The 19,442-nt window shown below is 64.2% G+C and carries 19 protein-coding genes and 1 pseudogene; 9 read left to right on the plus strand and 11 right to left on the minus strand.

Going from position 1 to position 19,442, the window contains the following annotated elements; genetic code table 11:
* Positions 1-7 precede the first annotated feature (7 nt).
* The 3 genes and pseudogenes from V5279_RS14120 to V5279_RS14130 all read right to left on the minus strand — a co-directional run bounded on the left by V5279_RS14120 (position 8) and on the right by V5279_RS14130 (position 2,918).
* A pseudogene (locus tag V5279_RS14120) lies at positions 8-1,330 on the minus strand (MFS transporter).
* Positions 1,331-1,414: 84 nt separating this feature from the next.
* Complete coding sequence (locus V5279_RS14125) at positions 1,415-2,641, minus strand: cytochrome P450 (protein ID WP_338698233.1); 1,227 nt, start codon at positions 2,639-2,641, stop codon at positions 1,415-1,417.
* Between the two features lie 70 nt (positions 2,642-2,711).
* On the minus strand, positions 2,712-2,918 hold the full coding sequence (locus tag V5279_RS14130; protein ID WP_029078045.1) for a ferredoxin: 207 nt from the start codon (positions 2,916-2,918) through the stop codon (positions 2,712-2,714).
* A 177-nt stretch (positions 2,919-3,095) separates the two neighbouring features.
* On the opposite strand from V5279_RS14130, the gene V5279_RS14135 reads away from it, so the two are divergent.
* Positions 3,096-3,728, plus strand: a complete 633-nt coding sequence (locus V5279_RS14135) for a TetR/AcrR family transcriptional regulator (RefSeq protein WP_338698237.1) — start codon at positions 3,096-3,098, stop codon at positions 3,726-3,728.
* Between the two features lie 107 nt (positions 3,729-3,835).
* Here the strand turns inward: V5279_RS14135 and V5279_RS14140 are convergent, their stop codons facing one another.
* The gene (locus V5279_RS14140) at positions 3,836-5,257 is read right to left on the minus strand and encodes an amidase (protein WP_338698239.1); all 1,422 of its coding nucleotides are present in this window, start codon (positions 5,255-5,257) and stop codon (positions 3,836-3,838) included.
* 88 nt (positions 5,258-5,345) lie between these two features.
* On the opposite strand from V5279_RS14140, the gene V5279_RS14145 reads away from it, so the two are divergent.
* On the plus strand, positions 5,346-6,200 hold the full coding sequence (locus V5279_RS14145; RefSeq protein ID WP_338698240.1) for an alpha/beta hydrolase: 855 nt from the start codon (positions 5,346-5,348) through the stop codon (positions 6,198-6,200).
* A gap of 140 nt (positions 6,201-6,340) precedes the next feature.
* Here V5279_RS14145 and V5279_RS14150 read toward each other — a convergent pair whose 3' ends face one another.
* Positions 6,341-7,117, minus strand: a complete 777-nt coding sequence (locus V5279_RS14150; protein ID WP_338698242.1) for an SDR family oxidoreductase — start codon at positions 7,115-7,117, stop codon at positions 6,341-6,343.
* 168 nt (positions 7,118-7,285) lie between these two features.
* Between V5279_RS14150 and V5279_RS14155 the strand changes: the two genes are divergently transcribed.
* A complete protein-coding gene (locus V5279_RS14155; protein WP_338698244.1) occupies positions 7,286-8,362 on the plus strand; it encodes a tartrate dehydrogenase in 1,077 nt (358 codons plus the stop codon).
* A gap of 172 nt (positions 8,363-8,534) precedes the next feature.
* Here the strand turns inward: V5279_RS14155 and V5279_RS14160 are convergent, their stop codons facing one another.
* From V5279_RS14160 to V5279_RS14170, 3 genes are all read right to left on the minus strand, one after another.
* Positions 8,535-9,443 (minus strand): NAD(P)-dependent oxidoreductase, encoded by a 909-nt coding sequence (locus V5279_RS14160; protein WP_338698246.1) that lies wholly within the window; start codon positions 9,441-9,443, stop codon positions 8,535-8,537.
* Between the two features lie 30 nt (positions 9,444-9,473).
* Positions 9,474-10,724: a Zn-dependent hydrolase gene (locus V5279_RS14165; RefSeq protein ID WP_338698248.1), complete on the minus strand. Its 1,251-nt coding sequence runs from the start codon at positions 10,722-10,724 to the stop codon at positions 9,474-9,476.
* Positions 10,725-10,844: 120 nt separating this feature from the next.
* Positions 10,845-11,762: a LysR family transcriptional regulator gene (locus V5279_RS14170; protein ID WP_338698250.1), complete on the minus strand. Its 918-nt coding sequence runs from the start codon at positions 11,760-11,762 to the stop codon at positions 10,845-10,847.
* A 120-nt stretch (positions 11,763-11,882) separates the two neighbouring features.
* Here V5279_RS14170 and V5279_RS14175 point away from each other — a divergent pair, with 120 nt between their 5' ends.
* From V5279_RS14175 to V5279_RS14200, 6 genes are all read left to right on the plus strand, one after another.
* Positions 11,883-12,701: a putative hydro-lyase gene (locus V5279_RS14175; protein WP_057017644.1), complete on the plus strand. Its 819-nt coding sequence runs from the start codon at positions 11,883-11,885 to the stop codon at positions 12,699-12,701.
* 89 nt (positions 12,702-12,790) lie between these two features.
* Positions 12,791-14,032, plus strand: coding sequence for an ABC transporter substrate-binding protein (locus tag V5279_RS14180; RefSeq protein WP_338698255.1), 1,242 nt, complete (start codon positions 12,791-12,793; stop codon positions 14,030-14,032).
* 236 nt (positions 14,033-14,268) lie between these two features.
* Complete coding sequence (locus V5279_RS14185; RefSeq protein ID WP_234584006.1) at positions 14,269-15,102, plus strand: branched-chain amino acid ABC transporter permease; 834 nt, start codon at positions 14,269-14,271, stop codon at positions 15,100-15,102.
* Positions 15,102-16,088 carry a branched-chain amino acid ABC transporter permease gene (locus V5279_RS14190; RefSeq protein ID WP_338698257.1) on the plus strand — a complete coding sequence of 329 codons (987 nt, stop codon included), beginning with the start codon at positions 15,102-15,104 and terminating at the stop codon, positions 16,086-16,088. The genes V5279_RS14185 and V5279_RS14190 overlap by 1 nt, the downstream gene beginning before the upstream one ends.
* Positions 16,085-16,816 (plus strand): ABC transporter ATP-binding protein, encoded by a 732-nt coding sequence (locus V5279_RS14195; RefSeq protein WP_166203615.1) that lies wholly within the window; start codon positions 16,085-16,087, stop codon positions 16,814-16,816. Before V5279_RS14190 ends, V5279_RS14195 begins: the two co-directional genes overlap by 4 nt.
* On the plus strand, positions 16,800-17,504 hold the full coding sequence (locus V5279_RS14200) for an ABC transporter ATP-binding protein (protein WP_166297785.1): 705 nt from the start codon (positions 16,800-16,802) through the stop codon (positions 17,502-17,504). Before V5279_RS14195 ends, V5279_RS14200 begins: the two co-directional genes overlap by 17 nt.
* A gap of 321 nt (positions 17,505-17,825) precedes the next feature.
* Here V5279_RS14200 and V5279_RS14205 read toward each other — a convergent pair whose 3' ends face one another.
* From V5279_RS14205 to V5279_RS14215, 3 genes are read right to left on the minus strand one after another with little or no spacing between them, the layout of a single operon-like run.
* Positions 17,826-18,101 carry a hypothetical protein gene (locus tag V5279_RS14205; protein ID WP_166297784.1) on the minus strand — a complete coding sequence of 92 codons (276 nt, stop codon included), beginning with the start codon at positions 18,099-18,101 and terminating at the stop codon, positions 17,826-17,828.
* Between the two features lie 48 nt (positions 18,102-18,149).
* A complete protein-coding gene (locus V5279_RS14210) occupies positions 18,150-18,653 on the minus strand; it encodes a GNAT family N-acetyltransferase (protein WP_338698261.1) in 504 nt (167 codons plus the stop codon).
* A complete protein-coding gene (locus V5279_RS14215) occupies positions 18,646-19,305 on the minus strand; it encodes an aldolase (RefSeq protein ID WP_338698264.1) in 660 nt (219 codons plus the stop codon). The genes V5279_RS14210 and V5279_RS14215 overlap by 8 nt, the downstream gene beginning before the upstream one ends.
* Between the last annotated feature and the right edge of the window lie 137 nt (positions 19,306-19,442).

Here is a 19,442-nt window from a genome sequence, read left to right on the forward strand (position 1 = left end):
CGTGTCATCATTCGTGGCGATGCATCGCGGATTCGTGCTTGGTGTCGCGCATCGTCGAATAGATCAAGAGCGACAGGAAGATCATGCCGCTGAGGTAATAATAGAACCAGTCCTCGTGTCCGACGCTCTTGAAATACAGCGCGACCGCGGGCGCGGTGCCGCCGAAGATCGATACCGTGATGGCATAGGGTAGGCCGACGCCGAGTGCGCGGACGTTGGTCGGGAACAGCTCGGCCTTCACGATTGCATTGATCGAGGTTTAGCCGGCGACGAAGATCCAGGCGCCGCAGATCAGGAGGAAGGCGATGAAGGGCGACTTGGTGTCCTTCAGCGCGGTCAGAATCGGCACTGTCGAGATCGTGCCGACGACACCGAAGAAGATCAAAAGCGGCTTGCGGCCGATGCGGTCGGAGAGGCCGCCATAGATTGGCTGCAGGATGGTCGCGAAGATCAGCGAGCCGAAGATCACGAAGGTGGTCTGGTCCTCGGTCAGCCCGACCGACAGTTTGACGAAGGTCTGCATGTAGGTGGTGAAGGTGTAGAACGCCGCGGTGCCGCCGGCGGTGAGGCCGACCACCAGCAGCAATTCGCGCGGGTAGTTCAACAGGCCGATGATCGAGCCGGTCGGCTTGGAGACCTTCTTGGCCTCCTCGAACGCCTCGGTCTCGTGCAGGCCGCGCCGCATCACCGCTGCGAAGATCGCAAGCCCGGCGCCGATCACGAACGGAATCCGCCAGCCCCAGGCCTTCAGCTCGTCCGAAGTCAGGAATACCTTCTGCAGCAGCAAGAGCACGATGATCGCGGTGAGCTGGCCGCCGATCAGGGTGACGTATTGGAAGCTCGAATAGAAGCCGCGGTGCTTGGGGTCGGCGACCTCGCTGAGATAGGTGGCGCTGGCGCCATATTCGCCGCCGAGGCTCAACCCCTCGATGATGCGGGCCAGCGCCAGGATCGCCGGCGCGGCAATGCCGATGCTGGCATAGGTCGGCGTCACTGCGATGATCAGCGAGCCGAAGCACATGCAGACCACGGATAACGTCAGCGACAGCCGGCGGCCGTAGCGGTCGGCGACGTAGCCGAACAGCCAGCCGCCGAGCGGGCGCATCAGGAAGGTCGCGGCAAACAGCACGGCGGCATTGAGCTGCTGCACCACCGGATCGCTGTGCGGGAAGAACGCCGGTGCGAAATAGAGCGCGAAGGCGGTATAGGCGTAGAAATCATACCACTCGACGAGATTGCCGACCGAGCCGATGAAGATCGCCTTCACCCGCCGCTCGACGTCGTGGATGTCGAGATGATCGCTCGCGGATTGAGCGGTTTGATCGGTCATAAGCTAGCCTCCCGGACTCGTCGGTTCGATTCCGGGGCAAGCTACCTCATTGAATGGTGCGATGTAACTGCTGTGTCCGGCCGCTCAGGCGGTCTTGCCGAACAGAACAGGCAGTTGACGCGGCCCGCGCACCGTGCCTTCGGACCAGGTGACCTTGCCGGCTGGATCGAGCCGGAAATCCGGAATCCGCTTCAGCCATTCCTCGATCGCGACCTGCATCTCCATCCGCGCCAGATTGGAACCGACGCAGCGGTGAATGCCGAGGCCGAAGGCGGCGTGGCGGTTCTCCTTGCGGTCGATCACCACCTTGTCCGCGTTGGGGAACATGGCGGGGTCGCGATTCGCCGCCGGGAACGACAGCAGCACCATGTTGCCGGCCTTCACCGGGCAACCGGAGATCGTGGTCTCCTTCATCACCTCGCGCGCCATCGTCACCGGCGCATAGGCGCGCAGGAATTCCTCGATCGCAGTCGGGATCAGTGCCGGCTCCGCAATCAGCCGCTCGCGATCGGCCGGCGTCCTGGCGAGGTGCCAGAGCGAGGAGCCGATCGCGCTCCAGGTGGTGTCGATGCCGGCGATCAAAAGCAGCCGCAGCGAGCCGAGCACGTGCTCGTCGGTGAGCGGCTGGCCGCCGGGGCCCTTGGCCCGCAGCAGCTGCGAGATCAGGTCGTCGCCCGGCGCAACCTTGCGCTGCTCGAGATGGGCCATGAAATAGCCGGTCATCTCGCGCACGCCGTTCATCAGCTCGTCTTCGTTCTTGATGCCGAGCTCGAGGATCTGGTGGATCCATTTGATGAAGAGGTCGCCGTCCTTCTCGGGGATGCCGAGCATGTGGGCGATGGCGCGCACCGGGATGTGCTTGGTGTAGCGCGCCGCGGCGTCGCAATGGCCATCGGCGATGAATTCGTCGATCAGCTCGTTGCAGATCGCGCGCACCCGCGGCTCCAGCCGCGCCATCGCGTCCGGCGTGAACGGCGGCAGCAGCACCTGCTTGGCGGGCTTGTGCTCCGGCGGATCCGAGGTGATCGGCGGCGCGCGGGCGGTGATCTCGGGGCGGACGTCGCGCACGATGACGCGGCGCGAGGAGAAATGTTCGGTGTCGTAGGCGATTTCCTTCACCGCCTGATAGGTGGTCGGCATGTAGCAGCCGAGGAAGCGCTCGGTATGCACGACCGGCGAGGCTGAGCGCAGCGCCTCCCAGATCGGGAACGGATCGTCGGTCCAGACCGGGTCGGTGTGGTCGAAATCATGGACCCAGTCGGTGACCGGGGGATGTTCGGGCAGATAGGTTGCGGACGGGGAATCGGACATCAGCTCGTTCCTTCTCGTTCGATCAAACGCTTGGGCTCAACGGGAGGCGCGCGGCCGCCCCTTTTGGCCGTCATTCCTCGGTGACTTCGATCGCGATTTCCGGGCAATTGGTCTGCGCGAGCCAGGCCTTGTCCTCGAGCCCGGCCGGAACGGTCCCGTCGCCGGCCTCATGGGCATTGCCGTATTCGTCGAGCTCGAACAGTTCGGGGGCGAGTGATTTGCAGCGGGCGTGACCCTGGCATTTGTCCTGGTCGACGCGGATTCTGAGCTTGGACATGCAAGCACTCTCCCTCGGCTCTGGCGCACCGCAGGGCGCGCCGGGTTCCTCATGTCTTGATTACGCAAGTTCTAGCTTGCTTGGGCGGCCGGGCTCTTAACCTGACCACCAAGTTATAGCATATTACATTATCGTCGCGCTTGCGCGTCAAGCAAAAATTCAGCGATCATTGCCGCAATGGGACAAATCATTCGTAAGCCGTTCAAAACCTACCACCATGGCGACCTCCGCGAAGCCCTGATTCAGGCCGCGTTGCGCGAGGTCGAGCTTGGTGGTCCCGAAGCAATCAGCATCAAGGCGCTGGCCAAGCAGCTCGGCGTCTCGCAGCCGGCGCCGTACCGGCATTTCGCCGACCGCGAGGCGCTGCTCGAGGCGGTGACCGCGGAAGCGTTCCGGCAGTTCAACGTGATCATGCGCGAGGCGATCGAGCAGCCGGGCAAGGGATCGAAACTGTCGCGGTTTGCCCAGGCCGCGCTGGCCTTCGGGCTCCAGCGCCACGGCATCTACCGGCTGATGTTCGCATCGCGCACCATGGCCTGCGCGCCTGTTGGCAGTGAGCTGCACACCGCGGCGATGGACACGCTGGCGCTGCTGATCGAGTCGTTCGAGGCGCCGGCCGTCGGGCTGTTGCGCGAGCGCCAGGCGCTGAAGATCTGGGCCGGGCTGCACGGTATCGTAATGCTCGCCGAGCAGGGCCTGCTCACCGGCGAGTCCGCCCAGATCAGCCGCGAGGAGCTGTTGGACGAGATCGTCGAGCAGACCAAGCACGCACTCACCGTCGCGCTCAAGGCGACGGAAGACAAGGCGTAGAGCATGATCCGGAAAAGTGCGAAGCGGTTTTCCGAGAAGATCATGCTCAAACAAAGAGCTAAAGCGCGATGATGATTCAACCCAATCTCATCGCGCTTTAGGCTGCTTTATCTCGGCGGCCGCGGATCGATCGGAGTGGTGCCGCGCACGCCCAGAACATCCTCCAGCACCTTCGCACCAGCCAGAAGCTGCGCCTCGGCGCGCGGTTTGGCGACCACCTGCAGGCCGACCGGCAGGCCCGACGCGGTGAAGCCGCAGGGCAGCGACAGCGCCGGGCAGCAGGCCAGCGTGATCGCATAGACGATGCCGAGCCATTCGACGTAATTGTCGAACGCCTTGCCGTCGCATTCGGCGACATAGCGGTTCTCGATCGGGAATGGCGGCACGATGGTCGCGGGCGCCAGCAGCAGATCGTAGGTCTCGAAGAATTCGAGCGCACGTGCGGTCATCGCGACGCGCTGCGCTTCAGCGCGCTCGAGCTTCTCGACCGTGAGCTTGAGGCCTTCCTCGATGTTCCAGATCACCTCGGGCTTGAGCAGGTCGCGCTTGGTGCGCAGCAGTTCGGCCTTGCTGATCGCGAAATCGAACGCGCGCAGCACGTGGAAGCATTCATGGGCCTCGCGCAAATCGGGATGGGCTTCCTCGACGATCGCGCCGGCTTCCGCAAAACGCTCCGCCGCCTTGCGGGTCACCGCCTTGACCTCGGGATCAACGGGCGTGATGCCGAGATCGGGCGAATAGGCAATGCGCTTCGGCTTGCTGCCGGAGCGTGTCGCCGAGAGGAACGATGTCGGCAGCGCGGGCAGCGACAGCGGATCGGCGGCATGCTCGCCGCTCATTGCGTCCAGCAGCAACGCGAGGTCTTCGACATTGCGCGCCATCGGTCCCTGCACGCCGAGCGTGCGGTCGACGCCGAATTTCGGCGTGTGCGCGACGCGGCCGATTGACGGCCGCAAGCCCACGATGCCGCAGAAGCTTGCGGGGTTGCGCAAGCTGCCGCCCATGTCGGAGCCGTGGGCGAGCCACGCGGTGCCGCTCGCCAGTGCCGCCGCGGCGCCGCCGGAGGAGCCTGCGGCCGAGCGCGACGTATCCCAGGGATTGCGGGTCGGGCCGAACACCTCGTTGAAGGTGTTGGCGCCGGCGCCGAATTCCGGCGTGTTCGACTTGGCGTAGATCACGCCGCCATTCTCTTCGAGGCGCTCGACCAGGATGTCGGACTTCGCCGGGATGTTGTCCTTGAAGATCGGCGAGCCCAGCGTGGTCAGCACGCCTGACACGGCGGTGAGATCCTTGATCGGAACGGGAAGGCCGGCGAGCAGGCCGCGCTCGCCGACCGGCTTCTGCATCAGGGCCTTGGCGTGGCTGCGGGCGCGATCGAAGCAGAGTGTGGGCAGGGCGTTGACCTTGCCGTCGACCTCGGCGATGCGCTTTTCCAGCACATCGAGCAGATCGAGCGGCGTGACGTCACCGGCCTTCAGTTTCCCGACGACGGCACACGCCGTTTCCTTCACCAAGCCCTGATCAGCCATGCACCGTTGCTCCTATGTGTTCTGTTTGCTTGTGCTGTAGAACATTTCCTGCCGTTGTGGCAATGCGACGAGAACCGAGGGAGCAGGGATGGCAGAGTTGTTTTCCGCGCTGGACTGGCGCGCGATGAGCCAGCAGGAGCGCGACCTCGGCCTGAACAACGGCGTCGCCGTCAAGGGCAGTGCCGAGATCGCCGCCGGCTGGGAGCAGCGCTCGGCGGCGCTGCGGCAGCAGCATTCCGATCATCTCGATCTCAGATACGGCCCGCGTGAGCGCAACCGGATCGATTTCCTCAAGGCGCACGACGGCGCGCCGACGCTGCTGTTCATCCACGGCGGCTACTGGCAGACCCGCGCCAAGGAAGTGTTCACGATCTTCGCCGAGGGGCCGATGGCGCACGGCATCAATGTCGCGCTGATTGGCTACACGCTGGCGCCGGATGCGACGCTCGATGAGATCGTCGCCGAGATTCATGCCGGGATCGATTTTCTTGCGCAGCAATTGCCGGGCCTCGGTGCCGCTGCCGATGGCATGGTCGTGTCGGGCTGGTCGGCGGGTGGACATTTGACATCGATGGCGCTGTCGAACGCCCATGTTCGGGCCGGCATGGCGATCTCAGGCATCTACGACCTCGAGCCGATCAGGCACTCCTACCTCAACGAAAAGCTCAAGCTCGACGAAGCCGCATCGCGGCGCAATTCGCCGATGATGCAGCAGGGCGGTACGTCAAAGCCGCTGTCGCTGGTGGTCGGCAGCGCCGAGCTGTCGCTGCTGCGCAAGCAGACCGCCGATTTCGCCGGCCATCGCGCCCACTACGGCTTGCCGGTGACCTATGAAGAGATCCCCGGCGCCGATCATTTCTCGATCATGCACCAGATGCAGGCGCCGCAGGGCCGGATCACGACGCTGATCCGGCAATTGTTCGAGCGGACCGCGTCATCCTGAGGTGCGAGCCTCTTCGGCGCGCCTCGAAGGATGACGCAGCCCGTGGCCCATCCTTCGAGACGCCGCTTCGCGGCTCCTCCAGCGACAATGGCGAAGCCATTGCGCGGGGATGACGGTGGAACAAGTGGCACGATCTCGGACTAGCCCCACCCCGACGTCAGCCCCCCATCGACCGTGTAGATCACGCCCGACGTATACCCCGCGCGGTCGGACGCCAAAAACGCCATCAGGTCGCCGATCTCGCGCGCATGCGCGGGACGGCCGAGCGGCATGCCTTTCTGGAATTCCTTGTAGCGGTTCTCGTCGCCGAACTGGTGCTTGGCGCGGGTCTTGAGCAGGGTGACGTGACGGTCGGTGCCGACAGGGCCGGGGTTGATGCCGACGACGCGGATGTTGTCGGCGAGACTCTTGCCGCCGAGCGCGCGGGTGAACGCCATCAGCGCCGCGTTGCCGGCGCTGCCGCAGATATAGTTGGCGTCGAACCTCTCGCCGGCCGCGCCGATGTCGTTGACAACAACGCCGCCGCCGCGCGCCTTCATCTGGGCATAGATCGCGCGCGTCAAATTGACGTAGCCGAACACCTTGAGTTCCCAGGCGTGCCGCCAGGTCGCCTCATCGATCTTGTCGATCGAGCCGCCGGGGATGTCGCCGGCATTGTTGACCAGGATATCGATGTCGGCAGCCTCCTTGGCCAGCCGGGCAAGATCCTCGGACTTGCGCAGATCGACCACGCTGATCGCGGCATCGATCTGGTGCGCGGAGCGCAGCCGCTCGGCCAGCGCCTTGAGCTGGTCGCGGTTGCGGGCGGCGAGCAGCAGGTTGGCGCCTTCCTCGGCAAAGGCTTCGGCGGCGGCCGCGCCAATGCCCTTGGAGGCGCCGGTGATCAGGACACGTTTGCCGCGCAGATGCAGATCCATGGGATGTCTCGCTTGTTATGAGGAACGGATATCGGCGAATTTGGTGGGGCAGGGTCGCGCCGCGGTCAACACTGCACTGCAGCGTTGCGCTGGCGCGAAGTTTGGTCCATTGCAGGGCCATCAGAATAGGCGGCATTGCCGGCCGGGCAAATCACAAGGGTGTTCTCGATGAGCAGCAAGAAGCAGTATCGGATTGCGGTCATTCCCGGCGACGGCATCGGCAAGGAAGTGATGCCGGAAGGCCTGCGCGTCATCGAAGCGGCGGCGAAGAAGCACGGCGTCGACGTGAAGTTCGACCATTTCGACTTCGCCTCCTACGACTATTACGAGAAGCACGGCGAGATGATGCCGGCCGACTGGAAGGACAAGATCGGCAAGCATGACGCGATCTATTTCGGCGCGGTCGGCTGGCCGGCGAAAATACCTGACCATATTTCGTTGTGGGGTTCGCTGATCAAATTCCGCCGCGAATTCGACCAGTACGTCAATCTGCGCCCGGTGCGGCTGATGCCCGGCGTGCCGTCGCCGCTGGCGAACCGCAAGCCCGGCGACATCGATTTCTGGGTGGTGCGCGAGAACACCGAGGGTGAGTATTCCTCGGTCGGAGGCCGCATGTTCCCGGACACCGACCGCGAATTCGTGACACAGCAGACGGTAATGACCCGCATCGGCGTCGACCGCATCCTGAAATTCGCGTTCGATCTGGCGCGGTCGCGGCCGAAGAAGCATCTGACCTCGGCGACCAAGTCGAACGGCATCTCCATCACGATGCCCTATTGGGACGAGCGCGTGGAGGCGATGGCCAAGACATATCCGGGTGTGAAGTGGGACAAGTACCACATCGACATCCTCACCGCGAACTTCGTGCTGCATCCGGACTGGTTCGACGTCGTGGTCGGCTCCAATCTGTTCGGGGACATCCTCTCCGACCTCGGCCCGGCCTGCACCGGCACGATCGGCATCGCGCCGTCGGGCAACATCAATCCTGAAGGCGATTTTCCCTCGGTGTTCGAGCCGGTGCACGGCTCGGCGCCTGATATTGCGGGCCAAGGCATCGCCAACCCGATCGGCATGATCTGGTCGGGCGCGATGATGCTGGAGCATCTCGGCGAGAAGCAGGCGGCGGACGCCATCGTCGGCGCGATCGAGCGCACCCTCGGCGAACGCACGCTGCGCACCCGCGATCTCGGCGGCAACGCCGACACCACGGCCTGCGGCAAGGCCGTCGCGGAGATGGTGGATTAAGCTGCGCTGTCAATCACGGGGTCGTCCTGGCGGAAGCCAGGACCCATTACCCCGAGTGCTTGTTGTCTTGATAGGCCTGACCACCGCCCTGCGCGATGACACAGGCCGGTGGTAATAGGTCCTGGATCGCGCTCGCTACGCTCGCTTGTCCAGGACGACGTCGATAATTAAATTACTTCACGATCCTTCGGCAATGCTCCCACGCCGCATGGATCAAATTCTCGCTCGCTTCGGGCGTGCGGAACGCGGAGTGCGCCGACAGCGTCACGTTGGGGATTTTCGTCAGCGGATGATCCTTCGGCAGCGGCTCGATGTTGTAGACGTCGAGGCCGGCGTGGCGGATGTGGCTCGAGTTGAGCGCATCGATCATGGCCTGCTCGTCGACGATGGCGCCGCGCGCGGTGTTGATCAGCACCACGCCCTTCTTCATCTTTGCGATCTTGTCGCGCGTGATCATCCCGCGGGTCTCGTCGTTCAGCAACAAATGGATCGAGACCACGTCGCTCTTTGCCAGCACCGCGTCGAGATCGACGAATTCGATGCCCGGATGGCTCTTGGGCGACCGGTTCCAGGCGATCACCTTCATGCCGCTGCCGAGCGCGATGCGCGCGACTTCGGCGGCGATGCCGCCGAAGCCGACCAGGCCGAGCGTTTTGCCGGTCAGCTGCATGCCGTCCTCGCGCAGCCAGTTGCCGGCGCGCATCTCGCGGTCCATCTGTGCGATCACGCGCGCCGACGACCACATCAGCGCGATCGCGGACTCCGCGACCGCGGTGTCGCCATATCCCTTGATCAGGTGCACGGCGATGCCGAGCTCGGCAAGTTCTTCGGGGTTCATGTAGCTGCGCGCGCCGGTGCCGAGGAACACGACGTGCTTCAGGCCGGCGCACTTCTTGGCAATGTCGGTCGGCAACGCGGTGTGATCGACCACCGCGATCTCGGCGCCGTCGAGCACCGCCGGATAGTCTTCCGGCTTGATGTCGGGGTTGCGGTTGATCCGCATCTTGGGATCGCCTGGTTTCTCCAGCCGCTCCGTGATCACCGCAAGCGATTCATTGGCGTCGACGAAAACTGCGCGCATGCGCACCTCCAGGTAAAGGGGATCAGAGGATCACGACGCGACGCCGGCGAGCGCCAGCACCGTATGCATCAGGACGTTGGCGCCGGCGGCGCAATCGGTCTGTGTCGCGTCTTCCAGCTCGTTATGGCTGATGCCGTCCTTGCAGGCCACGAACACCATCGCTGCCGGCATCACCGTGTTGAGGTTGCAGGCGTCGTGGCCGGCGCCGGAGGTGATGCGGCGATGCGAATAGCCGAGCTGCTTGGCCGCGTTCTCCACGGCGTCGACCAGCTTCGGATCGAAATGCGTCGGCGCCTTGCGCCAGACCAGATCGAGCTGAACCTCGACCTTGCGCCGCGCGGCGATCTCGGTGACCGCTGCCCGCAGGTCGCGATCCAGCGCATCCATGATCGCGGCATCGGCGCTGCGGCAATCCACCGTGAAGGCGATCTCGCCGGGGATGACGTTGCGCGAGGGCGCAGCGATCACCGCCTCGCCGATGGTGCCAACCGCCTTCGGGCCATGCTTTTTGGCGATGCTTTCCATCGCCAGCACGATCTCCGACAGCGTCGCCAGCGCATCGCGGCGCAGCGGCATCGGGGTCGAGCCGGCATGGCTCTCGAAGCCGGTGATCTTGCCGTCGTACCACAACACGCCCTGGCCGGAATCGACCACGCCGATGGTCTTGCCCTCGGCCTCCAGGATCGGGCCCTGCTCGATATGCAGCTCGACGAAGCTGGTGAATTTCTGGCGGCCGACCGGGGCATCGCCGCGATAACCAATCGAGTCGAGTGCCTGCGCCACCGTGACGCCTTCGGCGTCCTTGCGCGACAGGATGTCGTCGGTGGTGAAATCGCCGACATAGGCGGCCGAGGCCATCATCGCCGGCGCAAAGCGCGAGCCTTCCTCATTGGTCCAGTTGCAGATGCAGATCGGCAGCTCAGTCTCGATGCCGGCATCGTTGAGCGTGCGCACCAGTTCGAGCCCGGCCAGCGTGCCGAGGATGCCGTCATATTTCCCGCCGGTCGGCTGGGTGTCGAGATGCGAGCCGACGCCGATCGGCGGCTTCGACATATCCCGTCCTTTCCTCAACCCGAACATCGAGCCGAGCGCATCGACCTGCACTTCGAGGCCGGCGTTCTCGCACGCCTTGCGGAACCAGTCGCGCACCTGCTTGTCCTCGGCGCTCAGCGTCAGCCTCCGCACCCCGCCCTTCGCTGTTGCGCCGAACTGCGCGGTTTCGTGGATGCTGCCCCAGAGGCGGGCGGAATCGATCTGCAGGTTGGTCGCGGCTCGGCTCATGTCGTCAGTCCATTTCAGCTGTCATTCCGGGGTGGCTCGAAGAGCCGAACCCGGAATCTCGAGATTCCGGGTTCGATGCTGACGCATCCCCGGAATGACGTTTGATTATCCGGCACTTGTTCAATGACGCGCCGCTTCCACCGCGTCAACCGCCACGCTCGCCTGCGCGATCTGCCTCGCGAGATGAGCGACGCGCTCGATGGCGACCGCATCGGGGGAGGCGAGCCAGCTTGCGGTGAAGGTGAGGGGCGGCAGCTTGAGGTCGGTATCGAGCAGTTGCAACCGCCCGTCGGCAAGCTCGTTCTCGACGATCGCCGATGGAATCACCGCAATGCCAAGGCCTTCATTGGCCATATGGATCACGGTTGCGAGCGAGGTCGAGGCATGCAGCCGGATCGGCGGCAGATCGGGGGCGTTGAACAATGCGCGCACGGTCTCATAGGGCTGGGTCTTGCGCGGAAAGGTGATGATCGGAAACCGCGCCAGATCCTGCCGCGCCACCGGGCCGTCGCCGAGGCCGAGCGCCGGGCTGGCCAGGAAGCCGATCGGATAATCGCACAGCACATGGTTATGCACGCCGGAGGCCGAGACCGGTCCGAGCACGAAGGCGAGCTCGATCTCCTGCGCCAGCAGCCGCGGGGTCAGGTTCGGCGTGATGTCGACCTCGATCTCGAGCGACAGGTTCGGATAGATTTCGTTGACGCTCTTGACCAGCCGCGGCAGCCAGGTGTGCACGATGGTCTCCGCGACACCGAGCCGCAGCGCACCGCGCATCGCCGAACGGTCGCCGACCTCGGCCATCATCTCCGAGCGCAGGCCGATCAGCTTCTCGGCATAGGTCATCATCAGCCGGCCGCTCGGCGTCGGCGAGGCCACGCGATGGTCGCGGTTCAACAGCTTGACGCCCATCTCGCGCTCGAGCTGGGCAATGCGCTGGGAGATCGCCGGCTGGGTGGTGTTGAGCCGCTGGGCGGCGCCGCGGAAGCTGCCGAGCTTGACGACCCAGAGGAAGGTTTCGATCGAGCGGAAGTCCGTCATCGGAAGCATATCCCCGATCGATAAATTCCATTTATCGATTTTGATTAGAAAGGACGATTAGACATTATATCACGCTTGGTGTTGGTTTGTCCTTGTCGAGATTATGGGCAGGAGCCTCCCATGACTGTTTTTGCGGCAGTGCAGCGATCTCAGGGTGAACCTGTGCCGGCGAGCGTCGAGGCGCGGCGCGCCTGCCGCGACGGTGTGGCCTCGGCCACGACAGCCGGTCTCGCCAACGGGTTCGTCCAGGGCAATCTCGCGATCCTGCCGGAAAAGCTTGCCGGCGCCTTCCACCGGTTCTGCCAGCTCAATCCGAAACCGTGCCCGATCATCGGCATGTCCGATGTCGGCGATCCCCGTATCCCCGCGCTCGGCCTCGACCTCGACATCCGCACCGACGTGCCGCGCTACCGGGTCTGGCGCGACGGCGAGGTGGCCGACGAGCCCACCGACATCACGAAATACTGGCGCGACGATCTCGTCACCTTCGTGCTCGGCTGCTCGTACTCGTTCGAAGAGGCGCTGCTCGATGAGGGACTGCCGATCCGTCATATCGAACGCAATCTGCGTGTGCCAATGTACCGCACCAACATCGCCTGCAGCCCGTCGGGGCCGTTCGCGGGACCCATGGTGGTGTCGATGCGCCCGTTCAAGCCGGCAGATGCGATCCGCGCGGTGCAGATCACCTCGCGCTTCCCGTCGGTGCATGGCGCGCCGGTCCATCTCGGCCATCCGCATGCGATCGGCATCAAGGATATCGCCAAGCCCGACTATGGCGATGCGGTGCCGGTGGCCGACGACGAGATCCCGGTGTTCTGGGCCTGCGGCGTGACCCCGCAATCGGTGATCGCAAGTGCGAAGCTGCCGTTCGCGATCACGCATTCGCCCGGCCTGATGCTGGTGACCGATCTCAGGAACAAGCAGCTCGCTGTGCTCTGAATAGGCAATTCGTGCAATTCATTGAGGCTTTACTGCGCGCTACAAGCATCACATCGATTAAGAACAAAGCTGATCAAGGGGAATTTCGAATGATGATCTCTCGCCGTAACGTATTGCTTGGCGCCTCCGCCGCCGCGCTGGCACCGATCGTGGCCCGCGCGCAAACCTCCGAAGTCGTCATTGGCATCATCTATCCGTTCTCCGGCGGCAGCGCGCAGCAGGGCGTCGATGCGCAGAAGGCCTATGAGACCGCGCTCGACGTCATCAACAAGGACCATGATTTCGACCTGCCGCTCGCCAAGGGCGCGGGCCTGCCGGGCCTCGGCGGCGCCAAGATCCGTCTCGTGTTTGCCGACCACCAGGCCGATCCGCAGAAGGGCCGTGCCGAAGCCGAGCGCCTGATCACGCAGGAGAAGGTCTGCGCCGTGATCGGCACCTATCAGAGCGCGGTCGCGGTCACCGTCAGCCAGATCTGCGAACGCTACGGCGTCCCGTTCCTCTCGGCCGACAATTCCTCGCCGAGCCTGCATCGCCGCGGCTTGAAGTTCTATTTCCGCGCGGCGCCGCATGACGAGATGTACTCGGCCGCGATGTTCGATTTCTACGATGCGATGAAGAAGAAGGGCACCAAGATCGAGACGCTGTCGCTGTTCCACGAGGATACCATCTTCGGCACCGACTCCGGCAACGCCCAGACCAAGATCGCCGGCGAACGCGGCTACAAGATCGTCGCCGATATCAAGTACCGCGCCAATTCGCCGTCGCTGTCGGCCGAGGTGCAGCAGTTGAAAACCGCGAATGCCGACGTGCTGATGCCGTCGAGCTATACGACGGACGGCATCCTGCTGGTCAAGACCATGGCCGAACTCGGCTACAAGCCGAATGCGATCGTCGCTCAGGATGCGGGCTTTTCCGAAAAGGCGCTGTATGACGCGGTCGGCGACAAGCTGGAAGGCGTGATCTCGCGCGGCACCTTCTCGCTCGACCTCGCCACCAAGCGTCCGATGGTCGGCAAGCTCAACGCCATGTTCAAGGAACGTTCGGGCAAGGACTTCAACGATCTCACCTCGCGCCAGTTCATGGGCCTGATCGTGATGGCCGACGCCATCAACCGCGCCAAGTCGACCGATGGCGAGAAGATCCGCGAAGCGCTGGTCGCGACCGACATTCCGGGCGAGCAGACCATCATGCCCTGGAAGCGGGTCAAGTTCGACGACATGGGCCAGAACAACGACGCCGATCCGGTGCTGCTGCAATATGTCGGCGGCAAGTTTGTCACCATCTTCCCGCCGCAGGCCGCGATCGCCGACGCGGTCTGGCCGATGAAATAGGCCGGGATGGCGCAAGGGGCGGGGGGAGCAAGCACTATGACAGCGAAAGAGATCATTCAGCGCACCGCGCATTTCGTCATTGCGAGGAGCGAAGCGGCGGCGCAACGCAGTCTTGCTCGCGGGGCGATGGCTTGCTCCGCTTCGCCGGCAACAACACGTGATGGCATGGCAGGCGTCGCGAGGCGTCAGCCGTGACCGCCCAAGCCATTATCCAGAGTCTGGCGAGCGGCCTTCTGATGGGGCTGCTCTATGGACTGATCGCAGCCGGCCTCGCATTGATCTTCGGGCTGATGGACGTCGTGAATTTCGCGCACGGCGAATTCCTGATGATCGCGATGTACGCGACCTTCTTCCTGTTCGCGTTCTTTGCGATTGACCCGTTGCTGTCGGCGCCGCTGGTCGCCGCCGCCTTGTTCGTGTTCGGCGCGGTGGTTTATCTCCTGATCGTTCGCTTCGCGGTGCGGGCGAAGGCCAATGCCGGCATGGTGCAGATCTTCTCGACCTTCGGCCTTGCCATCGTGATGCGGGGTCTGGCGCAGTTCTTCTTCACGCCCGATTATCGCAGCGTCACCCACTCCTGGCTCGGCGGCAAGACGATCTCGGTTGCCGGCATCTACCTGCCCGTGCCGCAATTGGTCGGCGCGCTGGTCTCGATCGCGGCCTTCGTTGCGCTCTATTTCTTCATCAACCGTACCGATTTCGGCCGTGCGCTGGAAGCGACACGCGAGGATGCCGGGGCGGTGGCCCTGGTCGGCATCGACAAGAACCGCGTGTTCGCGCTGGGCTGGGGCCTTGGTGCGGCGCTGGTCGGGCTTGCCGGCGCGATCATGGCGACCTTCTTCTACATCTATCCTGACGTCGGCGCTTCCTTTGCCCTGATCGCATATGTCACCGTGGCGCTCGGCGGCTTCGGCAGCGTGTTCGGCGCCTTTGCCGGTGGCATCATCGTCGGACTGGTGGAGGCGAGCACTGCGCTGATCCTGCCGCCGTCGCTGAAGTCGGTCGGCATCTACGCCGTCTATCTGCTGGTCGTCTTCATCCGCCCGCGTGGCCTGTTCGGATCGATGTGATGGACACCCACTTCGCCCAACGCCGCAGGCGTGACCTGATCGTGGCGCTTTGCCTGGCGGTGATCGCCGCGCTGGTGCCGCTGTTCGTCAAGGACGTCTACGTCCAGAACATCATGGTGCTGACCCTGATGTATGCCGCGCTGTCGCAGAGCTGGAACATATTGTCCGGCTATTGCGGGCAGATCTCGCTCGGCCATGCGCTGTATTTCGGGCTCGGCGCCTATACCACCGCGCTGCTGTTCACCAAGTTCGGCGTGCTGCCGTGGTTCGGCATGCTGGCGGGCGGGGTGATCTCCGCCTTGATCGCGATGGCGCTCGGCTATCCCTGCTTCCGGCTGCGCGGGCATTATTTCGTGATCGCGACCATCGTGATCGCCGAGATCGCGCTGTTGTTGATCCAGAACTGGGATTGGGCAGGTGCCGCGCTCGGCATCACGATTCCGATGCGCGGCGACAGCTGGCTGAAATTCCAGTTCGCCCGATCCAAGCTGCCATATTTCTACTTCGCGCTGGCGCTCGCCTGCGTCGCCTGGTTCGTCACCTGGTGGCTGGAGGACTCCAAATGGGGCTATTGGTGGCGCGCGGTAAAGGACAATCCCGATGCCGCCGAAAGCCTCGGCGTGGTCGTGTTCAATTCCAAGATGGGCGCCGCGGCGGTCTCGGCATTCCTGGTCGCGGTCGGCGGCGGCTTCTACGCCCAGTTCGTCTCCTATATCGATCCTGAAAGCGTGATGGGCTTCCAGTTCTCGCTGCTGATGGCACTGCCCGCGGTGCTCGGCGGCATCGGCACGCTGTGGGGGCCGGTGCTCGGCGCCGTCATCCTGATCCCGCTCACCGAGCTGACGCGCTCGTTCGTCGGCGGTTCGGGGCGCGGCGTCGACCTGATCGTCTACGGCACGCTGATCGTCTTGATCTCGCTCGCGCTGCCGCGCGGTCTGGTCAGCGTGTTCGGCAAGGTCCCTTGGCGCAAGGAGGCCGCGCGATGACGGCATTGTTGGAAACCCGCGGCGTCTGGCAGCGCTTCGGCGGCCTCGTCGCCAACAGCGATGTCTCGATCTCGGTCGGGCGCGGCGAGATCGTCGGCCTGATCGGCCCGAACGGCGCCGGCAAGTCGACGCTGTTCAATCTGATCGCGGGCGTACTGCCGCCGACCCAAGGTTCGATCATCTTCGACGGCGAGGACGTCACCCGGCTGCCGGCAGCGGAACGCTGCCAGCGCGGCGTCGGACGCACCTTCCAGGTGGTCAAGAGCTTCGAGACCATGACCGTGATCGACAATGTCATCGTCGGCGCGCTGATCCGCAACACGAAGATGCGCGTTGCGCGGCAGAAGGCCTACGAGGTGCTGGAGTTCTGCGGCCTTGCGGCGCGCGCCGAAAAGCTTGCCGCCGACCTCGTCCCGTCGGAGAAGCGCCGTCTCGAAGTCGCGCGTGCGCTGGCGACCGAGCCGAAACTCCTGCTGCTCGACGAAGTTTTGACCGGTCTGACCCCGGTCGAGGCGCAGACCGGCGTCGAACTGGTGCGCAAGGTCCGCGCCACCGGCGTCACTGTGCTGATGGTCGAGCATGTGATGGAGATCGTGATGCCGCTGGTCGACCGCGCCATCGTGCTCAATCTCGGCAAGGTGCTCGTCGAGGGCAAGCCCGCCGAGGTCGTCCGCAATCCAGAGGTCATTTCTGCCTATCTCGGGGATCGTCATGCTGTCGGTGCGTGAAGTCACCACCGCCTATCAGGGCCTGGTTGCGATCTCTTCGGTGTCGATCGACGTCACCAAGGGTGAGATCGTCTGCGTCGCCGGCGCCAACGGTGCAGGCAAGTCGACGCTGCTCAAATCGATCGCCGGTGCCGAGCGGCCGCGCGCAGGGACCGTCACCTTCGACGGCAAGCGCATCGACGGCCAGCCGCAGCACGTCATCACGTCAAGCGGCATCGCCTTCGTGCCGGAAAACCGCCGGCTGTTTCCGCGGCTCTCGGTGCACGACAATCTGCGGCTCGGCAGCTACCTCTATCGCAGCGAGGCCAATCGCGACGCGCCGCTCGATCTGGTGTTCCAGCTGTTCCCGCGGCTCGCCGAGCGGCTCGACCAGCGCGCCGAGACTTTGTCCGGCGGCGAGCAGCAGATGCTCGCGATCGGCCGGGCGCTGATGACGCGGCCGCGGCTTCTGATGCTCGACGAGCCGTCGCAGGGCATCATGCCGAAGCTGGTCGACGAGATCTTCCAGGCCGTGAAGCGCATCCGCGACGCCGGCATGACGGTTCTGATCGTCGAGCAGCGCATGGCCGAGTGTTTGGAGATCGCCGACCGCGCCTACATCCTGCAGACCGGCCGCGTGCTGATGCAGGGCACCGCCGCCGAGATCAGCGGCAATCCCGACGTGCGCAAGGCGTATCTGGGATTGTAGCGGAAAAATATCTCCGCGCACTCCGACGTCATCCCCGCGCAAAGGCGAAGCCTTTGTCGCTGGAGGTGCGAGCCTTGCGGCGCAATTGCGCCGCTGGGCGAGCCTCGAAGGATGGCCACAAGTGCGTCCGCGGCTATCCTTCGAGGCGCGCCGAAGAGGCGCGCACCTCAGGATGACGCCGGAATTTGTGGCGCGGTGTTCGGCTCGTAGCCCGGATGAGCGACTTGTCCGCCGTAGCTCGAAGAGCGAAGGCGGAAGCGACATCCGGGGCGTCCCGCATATTGCTGCGCTCATGCGGGCTACGAATCCAGCCCACGCATCCTACTTGCCCTGTTCGACCTTTTCGACTTTGGCCGCGAGGTCGGGCACGCGGCTGACGCGGTAGGTCGCGTTGCTGCAGGTCAGGGTCCAGGCCTCGTTGTCGGGCTTGGAGAGCTTGTCGTCCCGTTCGGCCTTGAGCGGCTTGTCGCAGGCATAGCCCTGCGCGCGCAGCTGGACCGCAAGCAGGTCCTGCAAGGTCTCCTCGGCCTGCGCAGTGGATCCCGCCAGGCCGCCGACGAACAGAGCCGCGAATGCCAAGCCTGTGAACTTCGTCATGACTGTCCTCCGCATGTCTCACCTCTGCTAGGTCTAGTCAGTAGATCCCTACACCTGTTGCAGTGACGCGCTTCTTTCCATGAGGGTGAGGGGCGTTCCGTTGTATTCGATCCGTTCGAAGGTCTTCCAGCCCAGCCGCGCATACATCGCTTCGCTGTGCGGGGTGAACAAGTACAGCCGGTCGAATCCCAGTTTGGCGCTTTCATCGATGGCGCGCAGACTCAATGCGGAGGCGATTCCCTGTCCGCGATGTTCCCGGGGCACGTATACCGAGGACAGCCACGGCGTCAGATGCTTGTGGATGATGCTCGCCGCAAGGATGCCGGCCGATCCCAACGGCGTCCCGTCCTCGCTCAATGCCACAATCGCCATCGGCAGCGCGTCTTTCTGGAGCGATCGACGGAGCCTCTCGGTTCGATCTTCGAGCGTGGCCGCCGGCGTGAGGTAGCCGAATTGCGCGTGCTGCCATGCCGCGATCGTTGGCACGAGTGCTGGATGGTCAGCCAGATATTCGATCGTTGCTTTCGGTTGTCCGATCAAATGTTCAATCATGCCCGTGTTCCGGCAACGTCAACCCGAACACCTTGGTCAACTCCTTGACCTGTTCCGGCGACAGATACCGCGGGTTCAGCCCGCGCAGCAGCAGATAAAGCTTTGCGGTTTCTTCCAGCTCCTCGGTTGCGAACACCGCGGCCTCCAGCGTGTCGCCCGACACGACGGGGCCGTGATTGGCGAGCAGCACCGATGAATATTTCCCGGCCAGCCCCCTGATCGCGTCGGCAACGACGGGATCGCCGGGGCGATAATAGGGCACCAGCGCGGTCTGGCCGCATTTCATCACGTAATAGGCCGTCATCGCCGGCAGTGCGGCGCGCGGGTCGATCTCGGGCAGCATCGAGAGCGCGACCGAATGGGTCGAGTGCAGGTGCACCACGGCGCCGGCGCTCGTGCGGGTCTGGTAGAGCGCGGTGTGCAGCGGCACTTCCTTGGTCGGGGCATCGCCGGAGACCAGCCGGCCGTTGCCGTCGAGCCGCGACATTTTCGCCGGATCGAGGAAGCCGAGCGAGGCGTTGGTCGGTGTCACCAGCCAGCCGCCGTCGTCGAGCCGGACGCTGATATTGCCCGAGGAGCCCGGCGTCAGCCCGCGCTCGAACAGCGAGCGGCCGAAGCGGCAAATGTCCTCACGAAGCTTTGTCTCGCTCATCCGGTTTCGCCTGTTCCGGCTCGCTCATGGCGCCATCCGTTTTCCGCTTTGTCTCATGCTTTGGCAGCGCGGCCAAGCCGTGTTACGCAAGCAGTAACGAGCATGATCCGGAAAACGGCAATCATGCTCTAACAAGT

Origin of the sequence: Bradyrhizobium sp. 26S5 (assembly GCF_036923295.1) — a bacterium.
Lineage (GTDB): Bacteria > Pseudomonadota > Alphaproteobacteria > Rhizobiales > Xanthobacteraceae > Bradyrhizobium > Bradyrhizobium septentrionale.